The organism is Brenneria izadpanahii (genome assembly GCF_017569925.1).
Classification (GTDB): Bacteria; Pseudomonadota; Gammaproteobacteria; order Enterobacterales; family Enterobacteriaceae; genus Brenneria; species Brenneria izadpanahii.
Genome location: NZ_CP050854.1, coordinates 3,454,967 through 3,472,670, shown reverse-complemented (window position 1 = coordinate 3,472,670; position 17,704 = coordinate 3,454,967). Strand labels below are relative to the sequence as shown.

The following is a 17,704-nucleotide window of genomic DNA, read 5'->3' as shown; positions in this document are numbered from 1 at the left end:
TCAAACGGCGCGCTGTCTGACGGCGCCGGGGAAAGGTATTGGATAAATATATGCTCTTATTACTTGCTGTCGTCATGCTGATTATTTATGTCTGGCTTCAGCAACCGCAGTATGTCTCGCCGGACGTGCATCCAGATCCGGAAACGCCGAACTTCCGCGATGGACGGTTCCATAATCAGGTTGAACGGCCGATAGTGAGCCGTAGCCAGAGCAGTTTTATGCTGTGGTATCGCCTTCTGTTCGGCAAAGATCCCGGCGCGGTTCCCGGCGCTGCCTTGCCGTCGCAAAAGACCGATCTGCACGCACTGGACAAAACCGCTAACGTGATTATCTGGATGGGACACTCCAGCTACCTTATTCAGATGGAAGGACTGCGGTTTTTGGTCGATCCGGTGTTAAGCAACAGCGCATCGCCGGTTCCCGGCACCAATGCCGCTTTCAAGGGGAGCAATATTTACGCCCCGGAGGAGATCCCCGAAATCGATTATCTCCTGATTACGCACGACCACTGGGATCATCTGGATTATCCCACCATCAAGGCGCTGCGCGGGAAAATCGGCCATATCATCGCGCCGACAGGCGTCGGCTCGTATTTTGCCAAGTGGGGATTCCCGCGGGAAAAGATCGACGAAGGGGGCTGGTTCAGCGTCGTGGAAAAAGACGGCCTGACGATCCATATTCTTCCGGCGCAGCACTTCTCCGGCCGGCTATTTAAGCGGAATCAAACCTTATGGGGTTCTTTTGCGCTGATCACTGAACGGCATCGCATCTATCTGGGGGGCGACAGCGGTTATGGGCCTCATTATAAGGAGATCGCCGGGCGTTTGGGCGGATTTGATATCGCCGTCATCGAATGCGGCCAGTATGACCCAGGCTGGCCCCATATTCATATGACGCCGGAAGAGGCAGCCCTGGCGGCCAGTGATTTACAGGCCCAGGCGTTGCTGCCCGTTCATAACAGCAAATTTAAGCTGGCGCATCATCGCTGGAACGATCCTCTGGAGCGCATCTTTCAGGCGGCCCAGGACCGGGAATGGCGCTTAATGACGCCGCGGATTGGCGAATATATCGCCATCGACGATCCAAGGCAGACTTTCTCTCAGTGGTGGCGGAATCAGCAATAGGGAGAGAAACGATGCGGCGTTCAGTTGCGAAACCCCCGCCCGGACGCGCCGCTATCCGCTAAAGCGCGGCGTGGATAATCGCCGACGCCTATGGGGATTTTGCGCAATTGATCACCTGCGAGGCGGGTAAAACGATCGTACAATCACGTAACGAAGTATTTCGCTTGATTTTCGCATAGCTAACGGCAAGGAAATGATCATGTTCAAAGGTTCGTTTACGGCTCTCGTCACGCCATTTCGAAATGGCAAGGTTGACGAAAAAGCGTTTCAGGATTTGGTTGAGTGGCAGATAGGCGAGGGGAGCCACGGCTTGGTTCCCTGCGGCACGACAGGGGAAAGTCCCACGCTTTCTCACGCCGAGCACAAACTCATCGTCGAAATGACAATCGAAGTGGCCGCAGGGCGTATTCCCGTTCTTGCCGGCGCGGGTTCGAATAGCACGGAAGAAACCATCGACTTCGTACGGCATGCGCAAAAGGCCGGCGCGGATGGGGTGCTGATCGTCGCGCCGTATTACAATAAGCCCACTCAGGAAGGGATATATCAGCACTACAAAGCGATCGACGCCATCTGCGACGTACCGATCATTATCTACAACATTCCCTCGCGCAGCGTGATCGAGATTTCTGTCGATACGCTGGCTCGCATCAAGAAAGAGTGCCGTAACGTTTCTGGCGTCAAGGATGCCACCATGAATCTTGCCCGTCCTTCGCTGGAGCGGATATCGTGCGGGCTGGATTTCAATCTGCTCTCCGGCGAGGACGCCACGGCGTTGGGGTATATGGCTCATGGCGGTCATGGCTGCATTTCAGTCACGGCGAATATCGCGCCTCGCCTGTGCGCCAGGTTTCAGCGTGCCTGCCTTGCAGGCGACTTCGCCGCCGCGTTGGAAATACAGGATCAACTCATGCCCTTACACCGGGCCTTGTTCCTCGAAACCAATCCGGCCGGCCCCAAATATGCCCTGTCGCTGCTCGGCCGTATGGAGCCGGACGTCCGTCTGCCTCTGGTTACGGTATCCGCGCCGGTCAGAGACGAAATCAAACGCGCAATGGTTCATGCCGGTCTGCTCGCGTAGCTGGCGAGTTAAAGTCGTTGGAGCGTTAAAATGGCGCGGTCTTAGCCCCGGCGTTTCGCGGGCTAAGGCTGCCGGCTCCTGACGATCGGCCCTCGCTACAAAATGCGATGTCATTACCGCCGCTTCGGACGCGCATACAACATCTAATCGTACCGCCACGGTTTTCGTGATCTGCATCGCGGCGCGGATTGCGCGTCTTCGCTAAGCGCTATTATCGATTAAAGCTAACCTGCTATAGTTATTGCGTTGTTCTCCTCGGGCCGGAGAAACATTATGAATGAACCTGTCATTATGCCGCCGCGCGTGGCATTTCCCAGCGGGCGATTCGCCGCGAATAACGTTATTAGAAAAGTCACGCGCAGGGGCGATTTGGCCGGCGTTTTTTCCGATGACGCCGCCTGGCGGTCAATCCCTGCCGATACCCCGATTTATCAGGTCGAAATGCTTGACGCTCCGCAGCAGGAGGGGGAGCTGTTTGTCGGTACGACGCGTCTGCAACCGGGACGCGTCGGCGATGAGTTCTATATGACCCGCGGTCATTTTCATCAGCGCCGGGAACAGGCGGAAATCTACGTCGGTCTGGGCGGCGCCGGCCTGTTGTTGTTGCAAACCGAGCAGGGCCAGGTACGCATCGAGCAGGCCGGAGCGGGTTCTGTCCATCATATTCCTCCGTTTACCGCGCATCGCCTGGTGAATACCGGTGATGAGATCCTCGTCCTGCTGGCGGTGTGGCCGGCGGTGGCCGGTCATGATTACGCTGCGTTGGCCGGGGGTTTTGCGGTACGCATCAAAGCCGACGGCAAAGGCTGGCGAGCGGAGAAAAATCATGGCTGAAAGCGTCGCGCGGTTTGGGCTGGATATGGCGATCCATCATCAGCCGTTGGGGTTCAATTATGGCGAGGACGTGATCGGGCCGCTGCCGGAGATCCGCAAGCTGTCCCAGATCCGCGCCTCGTTGCGCGATCCGGCGTGCGACGGTCCTGAAGACGTTTATGCCATTGCAATGGATGTGGCGCGCCTGAAAGATCGCGACGAGCTTAAAAAGCGGATGCTGCTGTTCGGCATTGTGACCTACGCTTCCGGCCGCCTGGGGGAAGAGCCGGTTCGCAGTCAAGGGCATGTTCACCGCGTCAGCGCGCACTCCGGATGGTCGCCGCCGGAGCTGTATGAAATCTGGCAGGGCACGGGGATTATCTATATGCAGGAATATGTCGCCGACGATCCGGGGCGCTGCTTCGCCGTGTACGCCGGGCCGGGCGAGAAGGTACTGGTGCCGCCCGGCTGGGCGCATGCCGCCATTTCCGCGTCGCCGGACGCGCCGCTGACATTCGGCGCCTGGTGCGATCGCGAGTATGGTTTTGAATACGATGGGGTGCGGGCTTATAACGGGCTGGCGTGGTATCCGTTGCTGCAAGGCGAGCATATCGTCTGGCAGCATAATCGCCGCTATATGCCGGGGCGGTTGCAGGTTATTTTCCCGCGGATTTACAGCGAATTCGGCATAACCGATGCGCCGCTGTATCAGCAATTTATCGAGGATCCCGCGCGCCTGCAGTTTATTTCAAAGCCGGGGCTGGCCGAACAGAAGTGGCGGAACTTTCATCCCTGAAAGCAGGATAAGCCGTTCGCGCACGGCCGCGTTTGCATGACTATATGATGAAGAAACCCCCTTTCCGGGGAGTAAACCGGAAAGGGGTTGATGAATCAAAGCCGCGATCGGCGCCGCCCATTATGGCGGTGTCAACTGGCGAACAGCCCGATAGCGACACCCACAGCGGCAAGCGCCAGCAGCAACAGCATCGCTCTCACCGGGGAGACGCCGCGCTTCGCCATTAAATACCAGGTGCCGATCACCACGATAAGCGGCAGCAGCTGCGGGAAAATACCGTCGAGCATTTGTTGTACGTGAATATCAACGCCATCCTGAGTGACGAATTCCAGCCCGGTGCTCAACTTCACGTAGCTTGCGGCCACGCCGCCCATCACAAATACGCCGAGTAGCGAGAGCGCTTCGCGCAGGCGGGTCGATTTGCTGCTTACCAGCATTTCCACCGACGTTGACCCCATGCGGTAGCCTTTGAGGAACAGAAACCATGAGCCGGGAACGATAATCGCCAGCCAGGCGACGCAATAAAAGAGCGGGCCGAGAATGCTGCCTCCCGCCGCCAGCGCCATCCCGATACTTAGCAGGATGGGAACCAGCATGCCTGGGATCATGGAGTCGCCGATGCCGGCAACCGGTCCCATTAGCCCGACTTTCAGCGTGTTGATGGTTTCGCCGTCAATGGGCTCGCCGTTGGCGCGTTTCTCTTCCAGGCCCAGCGCCATGCCGTTAACGATCGCCCCAAGCTGCGGTTCGGTGTTATAGAAGGAGGCATGGCGTCTGAGCATCTCTTTGCGCTGTTGCTCGTCGGGATAAAGTTTCTTCGCCACCGGCAGCATGCTCAGACAAAAGCCGAAGGATTCAAGGCGTTCGAAGCTCATGGATGAGAGGTTATACATCATCCAACTGCGCCAGCAGCGGCGCAAATCCTGGCGGGTGAGTTTACGTTCTTCCATTAGAATTCATCCTCGTCATCAGGGGTGGAGGCGGCGGCGCGCTCGGTCTGCGCTTCGGGTTTATAGTTATAGTGAATCAGCGCCAGCAGGGCGCCGACGATCACCAGCGCCACCATGTTCAGCTTTAGGAACACGATGCAGATGAACCCCACCAGGAAATAGATCAGCATGCTGTAGCTTTTAATGATCTGTTTGAGCAGTATGGCGATCCCCACCGCCGGCAGGATGCCGCCGAGCACGTTCATGGCCGCCAGTACAAAATGCGGCAGGCTATCCATAAACGCGTTGATGTACTGCGCGCCGAAATAGACGGCGATAAACGTCGGGATAAAGCGCATCAGGAAATTCGTGGCCTGCGGCCAGATGGCGCTGTTGAGATACACGCCGCGCTCATCGCCTCTCTCCAGCGCGTTATCGGCCCGGTGGTTCCACCATGAGTTAAGCACCATCATCGCGTTGAACAACACCGTTCCGGCAATGCCGATGGTGGCGGCCAGCGCCACGGCGACTTCCGGACCCTTGTTGGAAAGGATCCCCAGCGCGATAGCCGGAAAGGCGACAAAGTTCAGATCGGCGGGCATCGACCCTCCGGGTGTCACCATCGCAATGTAGACCGCCTGCACGGCCACGCCGATGATAATCCCGGTTTGCAGATCGCCTAAGATCAACCCCACCAACATCCCCGAAACCAAAGGGCGGGTGATCATATACCAGCCTCCGGTGAGTCCGAACAGCCAGGGGCTGCTGAGCGCGCCGAGGTAACAGAGAATACCGATTAACGTCGCTTCAAAAATCATCATATCCCCCTTATTTTTTTAATTTTTGCCGGGCATCCTGCCAACTGTAGCTGCTGGCGTCGGGAACCAGACGAAATTCAATCTGATGACCGCGCAGCGACAGATAATCGAACGCCGCCGCTTCTTCCTCGCTGACTGACTGGTTCGGACCAATGGTGGTGGTATTGGCGCGGGCGCTCATCGGTCCGACGTTGATTTTTCGATTGGCGTTTTGCAGGCTCAGACCCGCTTCTTCGATGCGTTTGAGCGTGACCGGCGATTTGCCGATCACGAAATAGCGCTTTTCGCTGGCGATGATCTTCGGCAGCTTTTCAATCGCCGTGGCGGTGTCGAATAGCCACACTTTGATGTCCTGTACCGCGCCTTTCATCACCGAAGAAAGCAGGGGATCGGCGGCTACCGCGTCGTCGATGGCGATAATGCCGTCGCAGGGCAGCTCTTTCGCCCAGCGCGTCACTAACTGACCGTGAATCACGCGATCATCGATACGTACAAAGGAAATGCTCATCATTACCCCTTAGAAGTCATCGGACTCGGACTGTGCGGCTTTATCCAACCGGGCCCGCACCAGCGAGTCTCGGGTTTGCGCCAGTAGCTGCGTTGCCGCCAGCTCGACGCTCTGGAGATGTTTCAGTTCATCGCTTAACAGCAGCATGGGAAAATTGACGCCGGCCAGCACCGCGACCGGCGGCTGCGTATCCGGATTGAAGGCGTAATGGCTGGCTACATTCCACGGCGTGCCGCTTTGCATATCGCACAGCACCAGTACGCCGTCCGCGCCGGAAGCGGCTTGGGCCAGCGCGGCGGCGAAATCCTCGCGAAAACCGCCGATCCCCCGCGTTTCGTCAAGCGATACGGGAAAGACGTGGGGCAGATCGCCGTAAACCATTTTGCCGCTCGCCAGCAGCGCCTGCGCCAGCGGGCCGTGCGTCGCCACAATGAAGTTGATCATCTCGTTATCCTCTTACCCAGGCTTTCATGGTGGCGAGCTGATGCCCTACGCCTGCGCCATGAGGGGAAATACGGTATTCGCCGATAGCCGCCGGAATAATGAAGGTTTCGGCGTAATGCACCACAAAGGGGTCGAACGCATTGTTCGGGCTATCCACCAATGCTTCGTCGCCTTCCACCAGGTTTAGCACGTTCACGCCGCCCTGCGTGTGGTGAAGGACCGGTTTACGAAACCAGTGGCGGCGGGTTTCGATAAATTCCCGCTCGTGCAGGCCGGTGCGCTCTTCACGCCAGCCGTCGCCTTCGGCGATGGGTTCGACATGATTAATCAGATGCTCGGTTACCCACCGGGTATCGCGCTGCCAGTCGATGACCTCCATGCCGTGCTCCAGATGGACCGGACGCGGCAGACCGTCCAATCCCAGCCGTCCCCAGTCCCACAGCTTAAAGGTGAAAATATAGGGCGTGGCGCTGATCTCCAGCACCATGGCGCCGGCGCCGGAGCAATGCACCGTTCCCGCCGGGATCAGGAAATGGTCGTGTTTGCGCGCGGGGAAGCGGTTAACGAATTTCTGGTCGTCAAAGGCTTTTTCTCCTCGCCGGGCGGCGGTCAGATCGGCCAGCATTTCCTGCGGGTCAATACCCGTTTGGGTGCCCAGATAGACTTCGGCGCCCGGTTCGGCTTCCAGCAGGTAGTAACTTTCGTCCTGCGTGTAATGCATACCGAAATGTTGCTGGATATATTCGGTGACCGGATGCACCTGGAAACTGAGATTCTGGCCGCCGATGGTATCCAGGAAGTCAAAACGTATCGGAAAGTCCGTGCCGAAGCGGGCATGAACCTTCTCACCCAATAACGGGCGGGGGTAGAGCAAAACCAGATCCTGCGAGGGGATCTCGATCCGCACGTCGCCAAAACGCAGTAACAGGCTGTTCTCCTCGGGCACGCAGTCAAAACACCATGCGTAATTGGGTGCCGAGGGATCGAGATCGAACCGGTTTTTCATCCATTGTCCGCCCCAGACGCCGGGGTCGAAGAACGGCACCACGCGGAAAGGCCGTTGCGTGGTCTGTTGCAGGGCATGACGCAATGCTTCGCCGGTAACCAGCGCGGGGCTGTCCGCCGAGTTGGTATCGAGCAGGAAATCCGCGCGTTTCAGCAGCGGCGTTTTATGGCGATCGAATACCCGCCATTCAATGAAAAATGCACGTTTATAGCGGCGTAAAATATCTTCGCTCGCGTTGTCGGCGCCCCAGTTGCCCAACTCGCCGCGGCGAAAGCGCTGCTGGATTTCCCAGCGCGCCAGATCCGCGTAAACGAGAATATCTCCCGGATGAATAAGCGCCGCCCCCGGTCCGTAGATAACGACCAGTCCCGCGCTTGTTTCCTCGACTTGCCGCTGCGCTTGCGCCAGCGAATCCGCGGAGAAAAACGCCTTGAGCGGGTGGCAGGAGAGCACGCCGAACACGCGGTCGGTCGTTAGATTAGGGGCGAGCAGATGCTGCAGATGCTGTTCGCTTAAACGGCACGTTTCCGCATTAATGAGCAATGCGGGATCAAGTCGGGCAATTAGTTGTTCTCTTAACTCCTCAAGACGCACGCCCGGATAACAATCGATCGTCAGGACGGTTTTGCGTTTTCCGTCAACACGCGCGCGGATGGCGGCCTGAATTGCCGGCCAGCCGCGCCATGCCTGATGATCATAGCCCGTAACGCGTACCTCGGGGTATTTATCGTATTGTGGGTGATTCATAAACGACTCCCTGGTGCTGGTAGTGTTAAGATTAATCGATAAACCTAATTTTAATAGCGAGGTAAATGCGATTAACCCGCCATTTTTGGCAAAGCGTGGCGAAAAAGGGAGTTATCTGTGACGGCTTTCACAGGATAAAATGCATTTTTTAGGTTATTCGATTAATCTACAAAACCAATTAACCTTCAGGAGAGTCGATGAGCACCGTTACCCTCGCTCATGTCGCCCGGCATGCCTCCGTTTCAACCGCCACCGTCTCAATGGTTCTGCGCAACCGCGGGCGGATATCGGATGCCACGCGCCAGCGCGTGCTCCGGGCGCTGGATGAACTGGGTTATGTCTACAACCAGACGGCGGCCAACTTGCGCAACCGCACCAGCAATCAGGTCGGGCTGCTGCTGCACGACATCACCAATCCCTTTTACGGCGAGATGACGGCCGGTCTGAGTCAGGAGATGGAGCGCCACGATCTGCTGCTGTTTCTGGCGAACAGCGAAGAGTCCGGCGAACGCCAGCAGAAGTTTGTTGATTCGCTGATGGGCAATAACGCCTGCGGCATGGTGCTGTGCGCCGCACGTGAAACCCCGCCGCTGTTTTTTGAAACGCTGAAACGGCGAAATGTTCCGGCCATTATGGTGGTGCGTCCGCTGGAGGATGCGGACTTCGATTTTGTCGGCACCGACAACTTTCTCGGCACGCAGTTGGCCACGCAGCATTTGCTGCGTTTGGGCCATCGTAATATTGCGTTCATCGGCGGCAATGAAACTTCCATCAGTCGTGCGCAGCGTATTGGCGGTTACAGCAGTAAATTGCTGGAACATCGTATTCATCCCAACGGCGATTGGGTGGTGTCTTCAAAGGCGAGCCAGAGCGATGGCGCCAGGGTATCCGAAGCGTTGTTCCGCCGTTATCCGGAAATTACCGCGGCGGTTTGCTATCAGGATATTGTCGCGCTCGGCGTGATGCAGACGCTGCGCAAGATGGGACGGATGCCGGGCAAGGATTTCGCGCTGGTGGGGTTTGACGATATTACCGAGGCCTCCTTGGTGCAGCCTGCGTTGACGACGGTTTCCGTCGCCGCCAAAGAGATTGGGCGTAAAGCGGGCGAATTGTTGTATAGCCGGATTCAGGGCAACGATGAACTGCCGAAGCGGATAATTTTACCGCCTTCGCTGGTGATACGGGAATCCTGCGGGTTCAGCCGTTCTTGATCGGGCTATTGGCGGCGGCTGTGATATGTTGTGATGGCGGGTGAAAATAACTGGAATGACTATAAATGAAACTCTTGATCGTTGTTGATATGCAAAATGGCGTATTTGCCACGCCGCGTTATGATAGGGAAGGCAGGGTCAATCTGATTAATCGGCTGATATCAGCGGCGGATCAGACGATATTTATTCAGCATATAGAAGGTGAAATGGCGGAAGGCAGCGAGTTATGGCGGATCTTGCCGGAGCTTGAACAGCCGGATGGCGCTATTTATGTTAATAAAACCGCGTGTGATGCCTTCTGGAACACGGAACTGGAAAATGTTCTTCACGCTCTGGACGCCAATAACTTCGTTATCTGCGGATGCGCGACGGATTATTGTTTAGATACAACAACAAAGGTCGGCGCCGGCAAAGGTTATGCCATTACCGTCGCTGCGGATGCGCATACAACGTCCGACCGAACTTATGCGACGGCCCAACAGCTGATTGGTCAGCATAATGAGGTCTGGGCCGAATTGAGTATCCCCGGAAATACCATTCAAGTGAAACCCACGGATGCGATTATCGCTGCGTGGCGAGTCTGATTGCAGACGCTGGGTATCAGGTTTTGCCGCGTTGTCCGGCGACGGCTTTTCGGGCGCTAGCCGCTTGGCGAGTTAATCGGTAAAAGCCCGCAGCCCCGGCGTGGCCTGATGCCCGTGCGGGCAGTTCGCCATCGCGAAGCGCAAAAAGACGGTAAGGCCGTTTGGATCACCGATTAAGTTCATCGCGGTACATTCTCAATATAATGGAAATAGTTATTCTTAATATTTTCCATTTTATTAACTTCCAACATCAGCAAGAATAATTTTTATTCTTTCATCAGCGTTATTGATGATATTGCCTGATCGAGGAACAACACGCATGAGCGAAAAGAAAACGGCCGTGGTGGCCGGCGCATTAGGGGTCATCGGCCGCAACCTGATCGAATACCTGGCTACGCAGGATGACTGGCAGGCGTTCGGTTTGTCGCGCCGCGCCCCGCCGGCCGGCACTCCGGGGCGCTATATCTCCGTCGATCTTCTGGATGCCGCCACCACCCGCGCCAGGCTCGGGGAACTCACCGGCGTTACCCATATCTTCCATGCCGCCTACCAACAGCACGATACGCCGCAGGCGCTGGCCGACGCCAATCTGGGCATGTTGAAAAACCTGGTGGAAACGGTGGCTCAATACTCCCCGACGTTGCAGCGGGTGGTGCTGTACGAAGGCGGGAAATACTACGGCGCGCACCTGGGCGCATTTAAAACGCCGGCGCGGGAGGATGACCCGCGGCACATGCCGCCGAATTTTTACTACGCCATGCAGGACTGGTTGTTTGACTACGCGGCGGGCCGGTCCTGGGATGCGGTGGTATTGCGCCCCGACGTGGTGTGCGGCTTCGCCATCGGCAACCCGATGAATCTGGCGATGGCGATAGCGGTCTACGCCACCATCAGCAAGACGCTGGGCCTGCCGCTGCGCTTCCCCGGCACGGCCGCCTGTTACGGCAAGCTGGCGCAGGTGACCGACGCGACGCATCTGGCGCGCGGCTCCGTATGGGCCGCCACGCAGGCCGCCGGGTCGGAGGCCTATAATTTGACCAATGGCGATATCTTCCGCTGGTATCAGTTGTGGGAGGCGGTGGCCCGCTGGTTCGATATGCCGTTGGCCGAGCCGCAAACGCTATCGCTGAGCGAATATATGGCGGATAAAGGGCCGCTATGGCAGTCGCTGGTGGAAAAACACGGACTGCTGCCGGTGCCCTACGAACAGATCGCCTCCTGGGAGTTCGGCGATTTTATCTTCCGCTGCGACTGGGATGTGATCGCCAGCACCACCAAAATCCGGCAGGCCGGTTTCCATGATGTGATCGACAGTACGCAGATGTTTATTCGTCTGTTTGAGGAGTTTCGCGCCCGAAAAGTTATCCCCTGATTACTGTGACATACAATGATGAGGTGAATAATGCACGCAAAACGCTATGTTCGTACGGATTCTACTCTCGTCCAGCCAGGCGGAAAGCTGGCTGATATCTTCAATAACGGCGCGGCGAGGCGCGGCAAAAAATATCGCTCGGCGTTTTTTGCCGGCGCGCTGCTTGCGTTCGGCATGAGTCCGTCGGTTGAAGCCTCCGAGCGGAAATCGCTGGAAACGGTGGTCGCCGGCCCCTACCAAATCAACGGCATCGCCGTAGCGCAGGACGGCAGAGTGTTTGTCGGCATGCCGCGCTGGATCCAGCAAAACTCGTTTTCGGTCGGCGTGGTGACGAACGGCGAGGTAAAGCCTTATCCGGGCGATAGCTGGAACCAATGGACGCCGCAGTCCGATCCGGCCCGGCATTTCGTCAGCATCAATGCGCTGCGCATCGAGCCGGACAAGCCGGATCATCTGTGGGCGGTGGACTGCACGCGGGGCGACGGCGGGGCCAAGCTGATTGATATCGATATCCGAAAGAATCAGGTCGAACGCGTGTATCCGTTCGATACGTCGATTGTGCCGGTGCCGGGCGGCTGTCTCAATGATGTGCGCATCGTGGATCAGACCGCCTTCCTGACCGAATCGGGCACCGGCGCGATTATCACCCTCGATTTAACCAGCGGTCAGGCGCGCCGTTTGCTGGCCGACAGCCAGAAAACCAAGGCGGTGCCGGGCAAGGCGGCGGTGATTGACGGCGTGGCGGTGAAAGCGCCGGAAGGCGGCATTCCGATTGTTCATGCCGACGGCATTGAAATCAGCCCCGACAAACAATGGTTGTATTTCTGCACGCCGATGGGCGGCAATCTGTGGCGCGTGCGGCTGAGCGACCTGCTCGACAGCCAGCTTGACGCCGCCGCGCTCGACCAGCGGGTGGAGAATCTCGGTCCGCTGATGCCGGTCGGCGGCATTCTAATGCTGCCCAGCGGCGATCTGCTGCTGTCGGACGTCGAGCATCACGCCATTCAACTGCGCCGGCCGGATGGCACGCTGCGCCAGGTGGCGGCTTCCGCGCTGCTCGATTGGCCGGATGCGATGGCTATCGGGCCGGACGGCAAGGTTTATACCGGCGCGCCGCAGGCAAACCGCACGCCCGCCAACAACGGCGGTCAAGATGGCACCCGGCCGCCGTTCCGCGTGCTGCGCTTTGCGCTGCCATAGCGGCGCCGCGCCCGTCAATATGGCGCAGCGGTAAGCCACCGTTGCCGCAAGCCGGCTTGATGGGCGCGCTTAGTCAGAACCTTCAGGCTGTGAACGATCGTCGGCGAAAAAGCCATCAACAACGGTTCGGATTTTTATCCGCTCAACCGCCGGTGCGCGTGGCGCTCCATTGCGTTCCGTCATCCGCCGTTCCTTTCATCGTATCGCCGTCAACCTGGCCGGTGTATTTTCTGTCGCCGACATTGAAGGTAATAACGGCGCCGTTGAGCCGGGCCTCGCTGATCGGCGTTGAATTTTCGCCACGGCTCAGCGTACCTTCCAGCATCTGGAACGACTGCTTGAGCGCCAGGTCGCCGTCGTCCAGACGCCAGCTTCCTTCAACTTTGGCCGGAACGATCCATTTGTGCGCCTGGCAAAAGCTGGAGCATCCCTCTTGTACCGCGGCCGTCTCATCGGGCAGCCAGTCTTCCATCATAAATGAGTTGGAGACCACCCGCGTGCCCGGCTTCATATCCAGCAGCGTTGGACGCAGCCGGAGATTGAGCTCCGGCAGCAGAAAGAGCGTCACCACCGTGGCGTCGGAGAAGTCCGATTCAAAGATATCGGCCTGTTCGAAGGTGGCGCGTTCGGCCACGCCCTCGCGCTCCGCGGCGCGCTTCGATAGCTCGACCAGGTCGGGATTGTACTCTATGCCATGCGCGCGGACGCCGATCTTGGCCGCCGAGATGACGGTTCTGCCATCGCCCGAACCCAAATCGACAAGGTAGTCGTCCGGCGTTAATTCAGCCATCCTGAACATCATATCAATCAGCGCCTGATCGGTAGGCACCCAGACGACATCCTTGCCCGCCTGGCCGACTTGCGGTTGGTACTCGTTATCGGCGACGGGCGAGGGGGCGAGAGCCCAGGCGCTATTCAACGTTATTACATACAGGACGGCGGCGAGAAGAGAAGTAAAAGAGGTTGTCATTGTGAGTCTCCTGGTTGAGGATTGTCATTGGAGCGAGCCAACGCCCGCACGGCATCTTGCCGTTCAACGTCATCTCCATCATCTTTTTTACGGAAGAAAAGAATCGGCGTGCCCGCCGCCAGCACCGCCAGACCAATCAGGGCGGCCACGCCGGTGTAGGTAATGCTGGAGTACAGCATGTACAGGCAGGTGATACAGAAAATGATCGGAGTAAGGGGATAAAACGGAACTTTATAGGGCAGCACGCGCTCCGGTCTGCGCCAGCGAAGCACGAAGACCGCAAAGCCGGTCAACAGCAAAAAGCCCCAGAATACCGGCGCGGTGTAATCCACCATGGCTTTAAAACCCTCACGGGTGATGGCGCCGACCAGAATCAATACCAACGCCACTATGCCTTGCATGATCAATCCGTTGGCCGGCGTTTTGCCTCGTCTGTTCCATTCGCCGACCCATGGCACCAGCGTCAAGTCACGCGCCATCGCGTAAAATCCGCGTCCCCCGGTGAATATCGTGGCATTGAGCGTCGAGACGGCGGCGATCACAATCGCCAGGCTGACCGCCAGCTCCCCCGACGGCCCGGCAACCAGGCGCATCATATCCGCCGCCACGGTATCCGATCCGCGCAGTCCTTCAAGTCCGAGTATCGAGAGCAATGCCAGGTTGGTCAGCACGTACAGCGTCACCAGCACCGTGGTGCCGAGAAGCAGCACCTTGGCAATGTTGTGCGGCGCATTCTTGAGTTCGCCCGTGAGATAGGCGGCTTCGTTCCAGCCGCCATAAGTGAGCAGGACGAAGATCATCGCCATACCCAGCGCGCCCGCCTCCGGGGGGATTGACGGAGACGTGACGTTCGCCGGTTCGGCTGAACCGAATAATCCGAACAGGATTATCAGCACCACCGCGCCAATCTCGATAAGCGTCACCACGACCTGCAGGTTTTTGCCTTCAATCGTACTGACGATATTGACCGCGGTTAACAGAATGACGGCCATGGCGGCGTAAATTTCCGGCCCGTAGGGACCAATGGGAATCATCTGCGCGACATAGTCGCCGAGCACGAATGCGACGCCGGCTATCGCGCCGGTCTGAATCACCGTACAGCGCGCCCAGCCGAACATCATGGCGACGGATTTGCCGTAGGCTCGGGACAGAAAATGATATTCTCCCCCGCATGAGGGTGGGCTGCGGATAACTCGGCGTAGCAGAATGCGCCGATAAGCGTTACCAATCCCCCGGCCACCCATACCAAAATAAACATCAGTTCGTTGCCGACGCTGCCAGCCACCAGCGACGGCGTGCGGAAAATGCCGATGCCGACCACCAGACCGACCATGATTGTTACGGCGTCAAATACCGATAGCAGGGATTGGGGACCCGCTCGACTTTCCAGGGACATTATTCAACTCCTCATGTTATTTACCGTATTGATGAACAGATTTGGGTATCTGAGTTTCATGCCCGGGTATGACGAGTGATTTCTACGCAACGGCTCCCTATGAACGATGGGCTTTGATGCTGTGGTATCGAACTCCCTGATTTCTATTGCGAAGAACGGGACATTTCGTTATGGCGGGATCTTATAATATCCATCTTGTCATTATGCTGACGGCAGGCTGACATTTCTGTCAGAAACAGCTTTTGGGCTGGCGGATAAATCAGGGCGGGATCGGTAGACGATTCATCCGGCGATCGCGCTATCGGCGAATGATGGCCGGGTCAGCTACGCGGGGCCGGGACTTCGGGGCTCATCGCCAATGAAAAGCCAAAAGTGTTGATTCCATTCCGGCTGCTGGCGAAAACCTCTCCGTGATGCATCTGCGCCACCGCGCGCACAATGGATAATCCCAAACCGTGGTGCACGTCGCTGCGCGTGCGGGATGAATCCGACCGGTAGAAACGTTCGAACAGGCGCGTCAGATGTTCTTCCGCGATGGGCTCTCCCTCGTTGGCTACGGCGATATGGGCGAAGTCCCGCTCTTGCCTGAGCAGGATGGTGACATTGCTTGCCGGGAAGGCGTGCCGGGCGCTGTTTTCCAGCAGGTTGGCCAGCGAGCGGTGAAACAGCCGGCGATCGACGCGCGCGCGCACTTCGCCGCGAATCTGGATGGTCAGCGATTTCTCCGCAAACGATGGCTCGACGTACTCCACCGTTTTGCGGCTTTCCTCGCGCAGCGACACTTCGCTCAGTTGCGTGGCGTACTGGCCGACCTGGGCATGGGATAAAAACAGCATATCATTGACGATGGAAGCCATGCGCTCAAGTTCTTCCAGGTTTGATTGCAGCAGTTCCTCCAGTTCGTACCGGCCGCGCTCCCGCGATAGTCCCAGTTGGGTCTGGCCGATCAGGTTGGTCAGCGGGGTGCGAAGTTCGTGGGCCACATCCGCGTTAAAACTTTCCAACTGACGCCAGGCCACCGCCTGGCGGGCCAACACGCCGTTAAACGACTCCGCCAACTGTTGCAGCTCGACCGGCAGCGCGGCGGCGTTCAGGCGCTGGTCATGATTCCCCGGCGGCAGGTTCTGCGCCTGCCGGCTCAGACTGTTGATGGGCCGCATGCCGATGCGCGCGATGGCGAACCCCAACAGCGCCACCAGCAATACGCCCAGGACGGTGATCATAATCAGCGCGCGGGTAAATTCCGCCAGCGTGCCGAGATAAGGGGCCGAATCAATCGCCACGACATAGCGCAGGGCAGGCCGATCGCCCTGCGCCGGGATGATGCTGGTCAACAGGTAAAAGCAGGCGCCGTCCTTGCCCGATACCATGGAGTAACCGCTGGTCAACCGTTCCCAGGAGACGCCATCGGGAAGCGGCCCGCCTACCTGGTATTGCGGCGTGGCGCTTAGCAGCCAGTATTTCACTTTGCCGCCTTCGGCGGTGGTTAGATTGCTAAACTTGCTGCGCACCATCTGCCAATCATTTTGCGACGTGAGCGACTTCAGATAGGGCGTCAGCAATGATTGGCGGAACAGCAGTTCGTTATGCATTTTATTGATCAATGACTCATTCAGCGAATGGCGCAGCAACAGGGCATAGGCTGAAACAATCATGACGGCGCCCAGAGCGAACATCAGCGCCAGACGCCCGGAAATGGATAATTTCATGAAGTCGCGGCCCGCCGTTCAACCTGGGGGGCCGAGCGGTTTTCAAGCACATATCCCATGCCCCGCACCGTATGCAGCAACTTGACCTCGAAGGGCGCATCCACTTTGGCGCGCAAGCGCTTGATAGCCACTTCCACCACGTTGGCATCGCTGTCGAAGTTCATATCCCAGACCTGCTCGGCAATCATCATTTTGGATAAAATTTCTCCCTGATGACGCGCCAGCAGGCTCAACAGCGAGAACTCCTTGGCCGTCAGCTCAAGACGTTCGCCGCCGCGCGTAACCCGGCGCGCCAGCAGATCGACATGCAGATCGTCAATCTGTAGCTGCGTCACGTCGACGCCGTCGCTTGGCCGGCGGCGCAGCAGCGCCTGGATGCGCGCCACCAGCTCGATCAGGGAAAAGGGTTTCGGCAGGTAGTCGTCGGCGCCGCGGCGCAGCCCCTTGACGCGCTCATCCACCGATCCGCGCGCCGACAATATCAGCACCGGCGTCTGTTTATTGACTCGCAGCCCTTCCAACACGCTGTAGCCGTCCTGGCCCGGAAGCATCACGTCCAGGATCACCGCGTCATACTCGTGCTGCACCGCCAGATGCAGCCCTTCCACGCCGTCGCTCGCGACATCCACCGTAAAGCCCAATTCGCTCAGCGCGCGATTGATATAGCACGACGTTTTTTCTTCATCCTCCACCAGTAGTAATCGCATGTCGTTTTATCTCCGTCGTCAGGCTCTCCCCGGCCGTCATCCACGTTTTTTACCAGTGTAGCCGCTAATTACTAACAGCAGGCTGACATTTACCTGACATTTCTGTCAGAAAACGGCGCAAGCCGCGGAGAAAAAGCCCCCGGCGGGCCATTAGCCGGCGCGGATGTCTTCTTTCTGACTTTCCCAATTGGCGGGGGAGGCGGTGCTAATGCATTAAAAAATGGGTTTTATCCTTTGCCAAGGACTGTCTCTGTATAGACAAAGGTAGGGGGTGTGACGGGAGGGGGGCGTT

The 17,704-nt window shown here is 57.9% G+C and carries 16 protein-coding genes and 1 pseudogene; 8 read left to right on the top strand and 9 right to left on the bottom strand.

Annotated elements, in window-relative coordinates:
- The first annotated feature begins 50 nt into the window (after positions 1-50).
- From HC231_RS15490 to HC231_RS15475, 4 genes are all read left to right on the top strand, one after another.
- Positions 51-1,124, top strand: a complete 1,074-nt coding sequence (locus HC231_RS15490) for an MBL fold metallo-hydrolase (RefSeq protein ID WP_208227570.1) — start codon at positions 51-53, stop codon at positions 1,122-1,124.
- Positions 1,125-1,323: 199 nt separating this feature from the next.
- Positions 1,324-2,202, top strand: a complete 879-nt coding sequence (dapA, locus tag HC231_RS15485; RefSeq protein WP_208227568.1) for a 4-hydroxy-tetrahydrodipicolinate synthase — start codon at positions 1,324-1,326, stop codon at positions 2,200-2,202.
- A 273-nt stretch (positions 2,203-2,475) separates the two neighbouring features.
- Positions 2,476-3,036 (top strand): glucose-6-phosphate isomerase family protein, encoded by a 561-nt coding sequence (locus HC231_RS15480; protein WP_208227566.1) that lies wholly within the window; start codon positions 2,476-2,478, stop codon positions 3,034-3,036.
- Complete coding sequence (locus HC231_RS15475) at positions 3,029-3,811, top strand: glucose-6-phosphate isomerase family protein (RefSeq protein ID WP_208227564.1); 783 nt, start codon at positions 3,029-3,031, stop codon at positions 3,809-3,811. The genes HC231_RS15480 and HC231_RS15475 overlap by 8 nt, the downstream gene beginning before the upstream one ends.
- Positions 3,812-3,942: 131 nt before the next feature.
- On the opposite strand, the gene HC231_RS15470 is transcribed toward HC231_RS15475, so the two are convergent.
- The 5 genes from HC231_RS15470 to HC231_RS15450 are packed head-to-tail and all read right to left on the bottom strand — an operon-like array spanning position 3,943 to position 8,263.
- The gene (locus tag HC231_RS15470) at positions 3,943-4,761 is read right to left on the bottom strand and encodes a PTS system mannose/fructose/sorbose family transporter subunit IID (RefSeq protein ID WP_208227562.1); all 819 of its coding nucleotides are present in this window, start codon (positions 4,759-4,761) and stop codon (positions 3,943-3,945) included.
- Entirely contained in the window at positions 4,761-5,558 is a 798-nt protein-coding gene (locus HC231_RS15465; RefSeq protein ID WP_208231366.1) for a PTS mannose/fructose/sorbose/N-acetylgalactosamine transporter subunit IIC, read from the bottom strand. Before HC231_RS15465 ends, HC231_RS15470 begins: the two co-directional genes overlap by 1 nt.
- A gap of 10 nt (positions 5,559-5,568) precedes the next feature.
- Positions 5,569-6,066: a PTS sugar transporter subunit IIB gene (locus HC231_RS15460; RefSeq protein WP_208231365.1), complete on the bottom strand. Its 498-nt coding sequence runs from the start codon at positions 6,064-6,066 to the stop codon at positions 5,569-5,571.
- Positions 6,067-6,075: 9 nt separating this feature from the next.
- Positions 6,076-6,510, bottom strand: a complete 435-nt coding sequence (locus HC231_RS15455) for a PTS sugar transporter subunit IIA (RefSeq protein WP_208227560.1) — start codon at positions 6,508-6,510, stop codon at positions 6,076-6,078.
- A 4-nt stretch (positions 6,511-6,514) separates the two neighbouring features.
- Positions 6,515-8,263 carry a class I mannose-6-phosphate isomerase gene (locus HC231_RS15450; RefSeq protein WP_208227559.1) on the bottom strand — a complete coding sequence of 583 codons (1,749 nt, stop codon included), beginning with the start codon at positions 8,261-8,263 and terminating at the stop codon, positions 6,515-6,517.
- 197 nt (positions 8,264-8,460) lie between these two features.
- Between HC231_RS15450 and HC231_RS15445 the strand changes: the two genes are divergently transcribed.
- The 4 genes from HC231_RS15445 to HC231_RS15430 all read left to right on the top strand — a co-directional run bounded on the left by HC231_RS15445 (position 8,461) and on the right by HC231_RS15430 (position 12,630).
- Complete coding sequence (locus HC231_RS15445; protein ID WP_208227557.1) at positions 8,461-9,474, top strand: LacI family DNA-binding transcriptional regulator; 1,014 nt, start codon at positions 8,461-8,463, stop codon at positions 9,472-9,474.
- Between the two features lie 65 nt (positions 9,475-9,539).
- Positions 9,540-10,058: an isochorismatase family protein gene (locus HC231_RS15440; protein WP_208227555.1), complete on the top strand. Its 519-nt coding sequence runs from the start codon at positions 9,540-9,542 to the stop codon at positions 10,056-10,058.
- 319 nt (positions 10,059-10,377) lie between these two features.
- Complete coding sequence (locus tag HC231_RS15435) at positions 10,378-11,430, top strand: SDR family oxidoreductase (protein WP_208227553.1); 1,053 nt, start codon at positions 10,378-10,380, stop codon at positions 11,428-11,430.
- 30 nt (positions 11,431-11,460) lie between these two features.
- Complete coding sequence (locus HC231_RS15430; RefSeq protein ID WP_208227551.1) at positions 11,461-12,630, top strand: SMP-30/gluconolactonase/LRE family protein; 1,170 nt, start codon at positions 11,461-11,463, stop codon at positions 12,628-12,630.
- Positions 12,631-12,772: 142 nt separating this feature from the next.
- On the opposite strand, the gene HC231_RS15425 is transcribed toward HC231_RS15430, so the two are convergent.
- The 4 genes and pseudogenes from HC231_RS15425 to HC231_RS15405 all read right to left on the bottom strand — a co-directional run bounded on the left by HC231_RS15425 (position 12,773) and on the right by HC231_RS15405 (position 17,412).
- Complete coding sequence (locus HC231_RS15425; protein WP_208227549.1) at positions 12,773-13,600, bottom strand: class I SAM-dependent methyltransferase; 828 nt, start codon at positions 13,598-13,600, stop codon at positions 12,773-12,775.
- Positions 13,597-14,933: pseudogene (locus tag HC231_RS15420) on the bottom strand (APC family permease). Before HC231_RS15420 ends, HC231_RS15425 begins: the two are co-directional and overlap by 4 nt.
- A 383-nt stretch (positions 14,934-15,316) precedes the next feature.
- A complete protein-coding gene (locus tag HC231_RS15410) occupies positions 15,317-16,705 on the bottom strand; it encodes a heavy metal sensor histidine kinase (RefSeq protein WP_208227545.1) in 1,389 nt (462 codons plus the stop codon).
- On the bottom strand, positions 16,702-17,412 hold the full coding sequence (locus HC231_RS15405) for a heavy metal response regulator transcription factor (protein ID WP_208227543.1): 711 nt from the start codon (positions 17,410-17,412) through the stop codon (positions 16,702-16,704). Before HC231_RS15405 ends, HC231_RS15410 begins: the two co-directional genes overlap by 4 nt.
- Between the last annotated feature and the right edge of the window lie 292 nt (positions 17,413-17,704).